The organism is Streptomyces sp. NPDC014006 (genome assembly GCF_043088925.1).
In the GTDB taxonomy this organism is placed as follows: Bacteria; Actinomycetota; Actinomycetes; order Streptomycetales; family Streptomycetaceae; genus Streptomyces.
On the sequence record NZ_JBICAJ010000016.1, the window covers coordinates 124,012 to 133,594 of the forward strand.

The window sequence follows — 9,583 nt, forward strand, 5'->3', positions numbered from 1 at the left end:
CGCCGGGCCACGTTTACCGGCACGGCGTCCCCGCCCTGGAGACGGCGCTCGGGTCGACAACGGGCTGATTGTGCAGGCACCCCGCCGATGTCACAGAACACCGGGCCGTTTAGTCTCGGGTCCGAAGGTCAACTTCGCGGAGGCTGACGAGAGTCGGTTCGCGGACATGTCGAGAAGGGGATCAAGATGCGCCACAAGCTCGCAGCCCTGGCCGTGACCACCGTTATCGTCGCCGGCGGGTCACTCGCCAGCGCGACGTCGGCGTCCGCGACGGTCGACCCGCCTGCGGGCGGTTGGGACCACACGTGGACCACCACAGACGCCAAGCAGGGTGGCACGGTCTACGTCGAGGAGCACGGCGATATCGTCCAGGTCTGTGACACGGCAGCTGACGGGGTAAGCCCCCTCGTCGACGTCTCCTACTTCAACAGCACAACCAACGAATGGATCCACCGCTACCAACTCAAGGCGGGGGGCGGGGTCGGATCGTGTGCCAGTGCCAGCGCTTCGCAGGGGGGTGCATACGACCTCCCCGAGGGTGCTGAAATCGAGGTCGTCGTGTGGCTGAATGAAGTCCCCGACCACGCGTCCGGGCACACTTACCTCAACGACCACTAGAAGACTGAGTCCAAGGGTTCGTCAGTGGTCATAGGCGGTCAGTGAGCGGTGGACTGGAGCGCCGGTTTTGTCGTTGTGCAGTCGGCACCTCCGCCGACAACGCCGCCTGCGAGAGCTTCCACGCCACCCTCAAGCGGGAGACCCTGCACGGCGCCCACCACTACCCGGGAGCGGAGCTCTGCCGACGCACCGTCTTCCGCTGGCTCACCCGATACAACACCCGCCGCAGGCATTCCGCCAACGGACACCTCAGCCCCATGGCCTACGAAAACCAGCACCAGTAGGAGTCCGATAAGCTCACCGTGGCCGCATGATCACCCGAACGCGTGTCCACTTTCGCGGGGGAAGGCACCGGCTCGGGACCGGGTGATCGCGGCCAGGCTTATTCCCTTCCCACCACCCACCCAGCTCCCATCCCGTCCGCCGTCGACCAACACACTGTGGAGCGGGCGTGGTTCCTGGCGTCCAGGTGGAGCGCGCCACTGTACGAACGACCTGGACGCCAGGGGCCGCGTCTGCTCGGCTCTGCCTGGGTCGACGGTGAACGGGATGGGAGCTCCCCGCGCACGCCACTACGGGCCCGCAGCCGGGAACGGCGCCCCCTCCATCCCGGTGCTGGCCGATCCCTCGCCGGAGGCATTGCCTTGACCGCAGGCCGCGCTATGCGGTGATCGACTCATGGCCACCGGCCCAATCCACATGTGGGCGCGCGTCGGCGCAGCGCGCGCGGAGCGGGCCGAAGGCAGGAGCGCAGCGCGCAGCGGAGCCGGGAAGCGCGCCCGGCGGAGCGGAGCGCAGCCGGGGCTTGATGAGGTAGAGAAACCTGTAACAGCTCATGGCCGATACGGGCCTTGGCGCTGCTCACGCCTCCGTGGTGGTCTGGCACTGAACGTCCGCGCGAGGGGGCAGGGTGCAGCCGTTACCGGATGACTTGGCACAGAACAGGCCGGGCGACGCGGTACGCCGCAAGATCCGGGAGTTGCGACCGAACCCCGTGCTGAGACTGATCGACTGCCGGCGCCCCGGTTCGGATCTCCGTAGTTGGGCGGACGGGCTCGCCGGCGAACGTCTCACTGGACGGCAGTTGAACAAGCTCCGAAGCCGTGGATGGTTCACCCTCCACGCCATCCAGTGGCCGAGCGGCGCGGACATCGACCACCTTGCCATCGGCCCCGCCGGCGTCTTCTCCATCAACTCCAAGCGGCATCGAGGGAAGACCGTCTGGTACGGCGACACCGCCGTCACGGTGAACGGCTCCCCGACCCGCCACATCGCGGTCAGCCAGTCCGAGGCCCTGCGCGTCTCGCGGGCCTTGACCAGGCGCTGTGGAGTCGACGTCCCCGTCCGCCCGGTGATCTCCGTGGTGCACGCGGCGAAACTGACGGTCAAGGGGGCCAACCCGCCGGTGCTCGTCCTGGCGGTCGAGGACCTCGGCCGGGTCCTGTCGGGGCTGTCGCCGGTGCTCTCGTCCGACCAGGTGGCTCGCATTTACGGCGTGGCGCGGGAAGCGCGGACCTGGGCCGGTTGATCAGGCGTCGAAGTCGTACTCAACACCGTTGCGTTAACGCTGTGACCTGCGGGGCAAGGGGGTTGGGCGAGGCAATGAGGTCATGGTAGCCCGGCCGGTCACGCGCGCTGTGGCACCGCCAGGGAGCCGAGCGATTCAACCCGAGGACAGCCGAAGCGTCAGTCAGTGGGCGGGTCAGACGCCCGAGCGGTGCCAGGTCCCAGTCTCAATGTCGGTGGGGGATGTCATCCTCGGCTCCATGGATCACTCTGCGCGGATAACCGCGTTCACAGGTCTCGTCGGACCGCCGCCCGGCCCGGCGCCCGCCGTCGACTGGGCGGCGGTCGAGGGCTGGCTCGGCACCCCGCTGCCCGGTGACTACAAGGCGCTCGTGTCGGCGTACGGTGCGGCCGAGATAGGCGGCCCGGGTGCGGCGATCCGGCTGCACCCCCCGTGCGTCAGCACCGACGGCCGCTTCGAGTACGCAGCATGGATCGTCGAGACGCACCGGCACTCGGCGATCCGGCCCGGCATGTTCACCGCGCGTCGGCGCCCCTTCCTGCCCGAGGAGGGCGGCCTGCTCGCCTTCGCCACGACGAGGAGCGGCGACCACCTCTTCTGGAACACGGGCGCGTCGGACGACCCCGACGAGTGGCCGGTCACGCTCATGACCACGAATGTGGCAGTCGGGGTGAGCGAGCCCTGGGTGGACTACGAAGTCCCGTTACTGGAGCTGCTGTTCACGCTGCTCCGCACCGGCGTGCCGCACCCGGGCGAGCCCGGCGGGCTGCTTGGCCCGCTGTCCTCACAGATACGGGTCTGGCCGCCGCTGGCCGGGGCCGCACCCTGGTCGCCACCGCCTGCGGGCACCGCCGTGGACGCGCGGCAGCACGCGGCGCTCACCGAGGGCTCGGGCCTCGACGCCGTCATGGCGCTGGTTCCACCGCCCCTGGAGCCGTACCTGGGCCAGGGCAAATGGGAGCAGGTCTTCGAGCGGCTCGGCACCCGGCTGCCGCCGGACTTCGTGGCACTCGCGGAGCGGTACGGGGCGGGCAACTGGAGCTGGTGGCTGGACATGAGCGCCCCACTGTCCCTGGACCGGCCACGGGAGCAGGGGCTCGCGGCCACCGTCGAGGGCATGCTTGACGGATACCGCCAACTGCGCGCCGCCCATCCCCAGTACTACCCGATGCCCGCGTGGCCCGAGCCCGGCGGCTTCCTGCCGTTCGCGTCGACGATCGACGGGGACCAGATCGGCTGGTGCGCGGACGGCCCGCCCGAGACATGGCGCGTAGCCGTCAACCCACGCCACTGCGACCAAGGACCGCCCCTGGCAGGCGACTTCACGGCAACCCTGCTCACGTGGTTGCGCGGCGGCCCCGCCCAATCCGGCTTCCCCGGTCTGACCGGCCGGGACCTGCATCCACTGGACGTCATGTTCTTCGAACCGTTCGGGCCGGGCGCGCCGTGGTGAAGGCCCCTCGTCACCACGGGCTGGGACCTTGGGACAAGGACACGGCGTCGTCCCGCCGCCCCTCACCCAGCCTAAAATCGAACCTATGGACGATAAGGCTTCGGAGGCGGTGACGGCTCGGCCATGGCGTCCGAAGGATGGACGGCAGCCGGTGGTGTGGACGTGGCCTTCGTCTGATCCGCCAGCGCTGTGGGTCATGTCGGCGGGTCGCTGGCGGTGGGCGGAGGTACGGGCCAGGGAGGACTGGCCGGACGGGCGCGTCGTCTACCAGGTGCTCGTGGACCCGGAGGGGGCCGGCTCGAAAGGCACACGCGCGTATCAGTGGCCGCAGGACGGTCTGCGGGTCGCGCACCGCAGCGCACTGGCCCCCTCGCGCGGTCCGCACCAGGGCGGCGGGCTGCCCCGTCCGCCATCCAGGCGGGTGAGCCCTCCTGCCCCGGCTCAGCCGGTGCGCTCGGGCGGTGAGGACGCCGGGGCCCTACCGTCGTGAGCATGAACGATGCGCCCAGACGGATCGACCCCACGACGGACCGGGCGACCGCGGCGCTGATCCTCGGGTGCAGGCCGAACCAAGTCGGCTACTGCGCGCGCTGCCAGGGACTGACAGTGCGCTACGGACCGCACGCTCTGGTCGTGTGCCCGGCCTGCCGCGCCGCCGAGCAGGGCCCCGGCTAGGTTCTGTCTCTTTGGTCAGCGTCGGGTCCAGATGAGGATGCCGGCGAGATGGAGTGCGGCCTGGTAGGCGATGGCGAGCTTGTCGGTTCGTGTGGCCAGGCCGCGCCACTGCTTGAGCCGGTTGATGCATCGCTCGACGGTGTTCCGCTGTTTGTATGCCTCGACGTCGAAGCCAGGTGGGCGGCCGCCTTGGCGGCCCCGCCGCAAGCGGTGGCCGATCTGGTCGGACGGCTGCGGGATGACAGCTCGGATTCCTCGGCGCCGTAGGTGGCTGCGGATGGCGCGGGACGAGTAGGCCCGGTCGGCCAGCACGGCCAGAGGCCGGGTCCGTGGCCTTCCGGGGCCGCTGCGGGGCACGCGAATGCCGGACATCACGCTTTCGAAGGCGGGTGCGTCACCAGCCTGACCTGCAGTGACGGTGAACGTCAGAGGCCGTGCCCCGCCGTCCGCGGCCAGGTGCACCTTGGTGCTCAGCCCACCACGGGAGCGTCCGAGCGCATGATCGGCGGGCTCACCAGAACAAGCCGCCCCTTTTTGCGTGCCCCGGCGGCGTGCTGGTGAGCCCGGACGACCGTGGAGTCCACCGACACCGTCCAGTCGATCTCGTCGTCGGCGTCCGCCGCCGCCAGAACAGCGGCGAGGATCATCTCCCAGGTGCCGTCGACAGCCCACCTGATCAGCCGTTTGTGAGCGGTCTGGAACGGTCCGAGCTCCTCGGGCAGGTCACGCCAGGGCGAGTTGGTGCGGTACTTCCACGCGATGGCCTCCAGCGTTCGGCGATGGTCGGCCCACCGTCGTCCACGGACCGGATCGGCCGGCATCAGCGGCTCGATCCGGTCCCACATCGCATCAGTGATCACTAATCGGACGGACACATCCGATCAACTGACTTACCGACCAAAGAGACACGCTCTAGGCGCTGCGCGGCTTGTGGCTGCTCGTCTTCTTCGCCGCCGCCTTCTTCGCTGTGGTCTTCTTGGCAGCCGTCTTCTTCGCGGGGGCCTTCTTCTTCGGCTCCGGCAGCTCGTGCACCTCGGCCTCGCTGCCATGGTTATCGCGGGCTTCGCGCGCCTTCTCCACTGAGGCGTTCAGGGCGGCCATCAGGTCGAGGACCTGCGCACGACCGCACGGCCCGGCTCAAGCAGCTCCCGCGCCTCCCGGGTGATCTCGCCCCACGCAGGGCACAGCTCGATCTCGCCCGCTTCCTGGTACATCTGCGGGTCTCCTCGGGATGCCCTGGCCGGGGCCGGTGGCTGCTGGGGGGCTTCGCCGCCCCCCAAACCCCCGCTCCCCCGGCACCGCCCGGCGCGGACAGCGATCCCGTGGTGCAGTGGGTGCGCGCCGGCCGGCACCGGGGCCGTGTGCTCCTGGCCTGGGCAAGTTGACTGGTAGGCCCGCATGTTCATGTGTCGCGTATTCGCCTAGAAAACCGGCTCTGTGGCTACTGAGCGTCATGGCAGGTATCGATCGTGCCCGATTGCGCGCCTGTGCCTGACTGCCAGCACCTTCTCGCCGATACTCACTTATTCCTTCGACATGGTGCTGACCGGCTGGCAAGCTGCGCACATGACCTACGGAATCGAGTCCCACTTCACCTGGTGAGCGCCCAGGAAGAGCGCAACGGGCTCACTCCCCCGACCGCTCTGTACGACCGCGCCCTGCATCTGCTGCGCGAGTCCCCCGAGGCAGGCCCGCCCCGGCGCGGCTACTCCCTGCCTGAGAAGCCCGTAACTGGCGAGGATCCGCTCTCTCGAGAAAAGGCGAGCAATGCCATCCGGGAAGCGCTCAGCCCACTCCCGGACGACCCCGCCGTCCTACATCGCCGCTTCGAACGACTCGGCATTCAGGACCGCCACAGGCACCTGATCAAGTCCACTGTCGTTGGGCTGCCACTGCCAGCTGAGCAGGAGGATGCGGCCCGCGCCTTGGGACGACAGCTGATTCGGACCGGTACGACCGCGGCTACCGTCACCACAGGCATCGCCCTGCTGGGTCGCCTTGGCGAGCCCGAGGACGTCCCCCATCTCTCCGTTCTCGGCCTGTTCCGAGATCTCACAGGCCCAGCAGTCAACGCGCTCGACACCCTCGACCGCCCATCCGCTGCCGTCGTATGGCTCACGGTCTACGCCCGCCGCGACGAACTTCGGCCACTCGTCCACGCCCTATGGGCAGGCAACCGGCAGGCCCTGCGCCCGGAACTGGTCGCGCTTCCTGTCTCACCTCGCATCCTCAGCAGCGCGGTCGCCCGCCGGATCGCGGAGGCCTCCCAACTGCCCGACCTACTCGACCGTCACCCCTCCGACACCGACCTGCTCGCCCGGGCGGGAAGGCTGCTCGTCCGGATGGGGTGCTCACGCGACGATCCGGCCGACCTCCTCGCTTACCAAGACGCGCTCAGCGTGTACGACAGCGTCGTCGGCCGAGCAGGTCTGCTGCCGACCACCCTCGACAACGCGGCCATGCTGCTGTCGCTCGCCCTGGGTCTGAGCAGCGGCACCGGGGTGCTGCTGGACTGGCTGCCTGGGCGGCGCGAGGCACTGCTGGAATCGCTCGGGCAGCTGCTGGCCGAGCCCGGCTGGGCGGACGCAGGCGCCACTGCAAACGAGACGGACCAGCGGCAGCGAGTCGACTGGATCCGCCGTACCGGGCGAAAGCCGTTCAAGCGCCCAGCCACGCCCGACAAGTTCCGCATCGAGGTGGTGACCGGCGATCCTGCGGACCGAGATCCGGTCGAGACACGGGTGCTCATCGATGGCCGTCCGGTGGTCCCGGCAGTGTTCGGCCGCGGTCCCGCCCACAGCCCCGAGTACCTGCTGGACGACGGCCGGCTGCGGGCCACGGAGGAGCCTCGCGAGGTGCAACTCGCGGAGGCGTACTGCACTGAGGGGTGCTGCGGCGCCCTCTACGTCACCATCCGGCGAGACGCGGGCCAGGTCGTGTGGGAGAACTGGCGGCAAACCATGCCGGGCTCCCGCGAGCCCGCATCCGAGCTGTCCATCTACCGGTTCGACGCCCGCGCCTACGACGTGGAGATCGCGAGGGCGGAGAGTGACTGCTCCTGGTCCTGGCGGGCTCGCACCATCGCCCGCCTGATCAAGGCGGGGCTCATCGAGGAACCGGACTTGCTGAGCCAGTGGGATGCAAGCCGAGGCTGGATCAGCAGCGGCTTCGACGACCCCGACACCGCCGAGGTGACCTTCTGGTACGTGCCGGGACTGGCATCTGGCAGACCGGAACGAGCCGATAGTCCCCTCCAGTTCCGCTGGGTCATCCCTGACGACGGCACCCCGCCCGAGACCCAGGCTGCCAACGCGTTGCGCCGACTGGCGGAAGAGGACCCGAAGTCCTACGCGCGTGTATGCGGCGGCAGCCGTGAGCGGGCCGAGGAGCTCGGGTTTCCCTGGCCTGACAGCGCCTAACCAGGCCCATTCTCAATATCTGGCCCTCAAGCGAGGAGCGCATGCGTCTGAGAGGCGCAGCAGGGCGCAATGCAGTTGCCGTGGCCGCCGGGTGCCTGCCGGACGCGGCGAAGGGGCTGCGTTACCCGTGGTGGGTGGCACAGCCCCTTCGGATGGTGAGGTCCAGGCGCCGGAGCCGCTACAGCTCGTCGGGGTTTGCCGACATGTGCAGCGCGCGCGGACGACTGCTCGATCGACTTACGCCGCCCCTTGTCCGCTGTCGTGAGATGCGTCGACTCATGCGGGAGGACTTGGGCGTCGCCCTCCCGCGGGATCGAGTGATGTGTCACCAGCCCTGAGCTCGTCCCAGCCTCACAGGTGAGCACTCTGGACGTTCGACGGTTGCGGCCGACAGCTCACCGGCACATCGGCGAGGCAGGGGGACCATCCCCGCGTGCGCGGGGAGCAGATCGTCATGGCCTGCGGCATCGTCCCCGCCCTGGGACCATCCCCGCGTGCGCGGGGAGCAGATCATCGATCTCGACGACGGCTCCGGCTGCTTGGGACCATCCCCGCGCCCGTGGGGATGAACCAAGGGATGGACCCTGACTGACGACGAGGTCCGCTACTCGCCGCGCCCGCGGTGGCCCCGGTCGTACTGCCCGCGCAGCGCCCGGCTGCCGTTGTCCCCGCTCCGCAGGGCCCGAGCCCGACGCCGTCCCGGACGACGCGCCGGCCACGGTCGAGCCGGACCGCACCGAGCGCCGCCGCCAGGCCGACGTCTCCCACGCTGCGGCTCTGCGCCGGGCCCGTGCGGAGCGCGCGGCGACGAAGGCCGGGACGGTGGCGGGGGTGCCCTATCTAGAGCCTGTCCGGTCGATTGCGTGTTGACCAGCCAAGGGATAGGGCGCGGGTGCGCTGCCGCAGGAAAACAGTGTGGCCATCCTGCGGCCAGTACCGGACTCGCGGAGCCACCAGCAGGCGACTGGCCGGGGCGAGGACCTCTTGCCGGACGCCAACGCCAGCTTCATTCTGATCAGCGAAGCGGCAGTCAGTGTTCCAGGGGGGACATGTGAGAACTGACATCGGCAGGGTGCAGCGCACGCGGAGGTTACGGATGGCCTTGGCGTACGCCCTGCCAGGGGTCGGACTGCTGGGCCTGATCGTTTCAACACCGTTCGTACTGGCGGCGTTGGCTCCAGCCAACACCGACTGGGGAAAACTCAGTGACATCAGTCAGACGTATGGGGCCGTGTCCGTCGTGCTCTCTGCGATCGCTCTGGCTGGTGTGGCTCTCTCGCTCCTCTATCAAGTCCGGCAGACGCGCACGAGCAATGAGCAGGCCATCAGAGACAGCCATCTCGAGCTCGCGACGCTTGCGCTGAGCGATCCGGACCTGCTTCTGGCGTGGTCGCCGCCCGAGACGCCAGTGGCCTTGAAGCGGCACCGGCAGCATGTGATGGCGTCTCTCGCTCTCGGAGAGCTATTGCAGCGCTTCCGAATCGGCCATCTGTCCGGCGAGAAGCTCGCGGTTAAACTCGACGGGCACTTCCGCAGTGAGATCGCGCGCGAACAGTGGAACCGCGAAGGGCCGGGGTGGCGGCGCACCATGGAGGCGGGCGATCGCCTTGACCGTGTGTTCGTTCGCCTGGTGGAAGAGCGCTGCCAGGCTGCTGTAGCGGCGGGACCGGCGCCGGCCCTCCTGGAGTTTCAAGATCAGCCGGACAGGCTCTACTAGGGTCCGTCTTCAAAGATCAGTGGGTGGTGGATCATGGTGGGGTGATACGTCGTCATGAACTCACCGATCAGGAGTGGAAGTTGCTCGCTCCGCTGATACCGCGGGCCGTCACGGGCCGGCCGCGGGTGGAGGACCGGCAGGTCATCAACGGGATGGTCTACAAGATTCGTACC

At 69.1% G+C, this 9,583-nt stretch carries 9 protein-coding genes and 1 pseudogene; 8 read left to right on the forward strand and 2 right to left on the reverse strand.

Annotated features, from left to right (window positions below; all coding sequences use genetic code 11):
* The first annotated feature begins 186 nt into the window (after positions 1–186).
* The 5 genes and pseudogenes from ACF1GV_RS37480 (at position 187) to ACF1GV_RS37500 (ending at position 4,274) form a co-directional block, all read left to right on the forward strand.
* Positions 187–618 (forward strand): hypothetical protein, encoded by a 432-nt coding sequence (locus tag ACF1GV_RS37480; protein ID WP_391690459.1) that lies wholly within the window; start codon positions 187–189, stop codon positions 616–618.
* A 77-nt stretch (positions 619–695) separates the two neighbouring features.
* Positions 696–902, forward strand: a pseudogene (locus ACF1GV_RS37485) (integrase core domain-containing protein); the annotation flags it as partial.
* A gap of 710 nt (positions 903–1,612) precedes the next feature.
* Positions 1,613–2,146: a nuclease-related domain-containing protein gene (locus tag ACF1GV_RS37490; RefSeq protein WP_391690485.1), complete on the forward strand. Its 534-nt coding sequence runs from the start codon at positions 1,613–1,615 to the stop codon at positions 2,144–2,146.
* A gap of 238 nt (positions 2,147–2,384) precedes the next feature.
* Positions 2,385–3,599 (forward strand): SMI1/KNR4 family protein, encoded by a 1,215-nt coding sequence (locus ACF1GV_RS37495; RefSeq protein WP_391690462.1) that lies wholly within the window; start codon positions 2,385–2,387, stop codon positions 3,597–3,599.
* A gap of 492 nt (positions 3,600–4,091) precedes the next feature.
* A complete protein-coding gene (locus ACF1GV_RS37500; protein WP_391690465.1) occupies positions 4,092–4,274 on the forward strand; it encodes a hypothetical protein in 183 nt (60 codons plus the stop codon).
* A 15-nt stretch (positions 4,275–4,289) separates the two neighbouring features.
* Here the strand turns inward: ACF1GV_RS37500 and ACF1GV_RS37505 are convergent.
* Positions 4,290–5,119 (reverse strand): IS5 family transposase gene (locus ACF1GV_RS37505; RefSeq protein ID WP_391690487.1). Its coding sequence is split into 2 segments (ribosomal slippage): positions 4,290–4,795 and positions 4,795–5,119, totalling 831 coding nucleotides; the frame shifts between segments, so codons are not numbered across the junction.
* Between the two features lie 67 nt (positions 5,120–5,186).
* A complete protein-coding gene (locus tag ACF1GV_RS37510; protein ID WP_391690468.1) occupies positions 5,187–5,375 on the reverse strand; it encodes a hypothetical protein in 189 nt (62 codons plus the stop codon).
* 497 nt (positions 5,376–5,872) lie between these two features.
* On the opposite strand from ACF1GV_RS37510, the gene ACF1GV_RS37515 reads away from it, so the two are divergent.
* The 3 genes from ACF1GV_RS37515 to ACF1GV_RS37525 all read left to right on the forward strand — a co-directional run.
* Entirely contained in the window at positions 5,873–7,693 is a 1,821-nt protein-coding gene (locus tag ACF1GV_RS37515; RefSeq protein ID WP_391690471.1) for a hypothetical protein, read from the forward strand.
* Between the two features lie 1,096 nt (positions 7,694–8,789).
* Positions 8,790–9,410 carry a DUF6082 family protein gene (locus ACF1GV_RS37520; RefSeq protein ID WP_391690473.1) on the forward strand — a complete coding sequence of 207 codons (621 nt, stop codon included), beginning with the start codon at positions 8,790–8,792 and terminating at the stop codon, positions 9,408–9,410.
* 41 nt (positions 9,411–9,451) lie between these two features.
* On the forward strand, positions 9,452–9,583 hold a 132-nt coding region (locus ACF1GV_RS37525; protein WP_391690490.1), incomplete at its 3' end, for a transposase.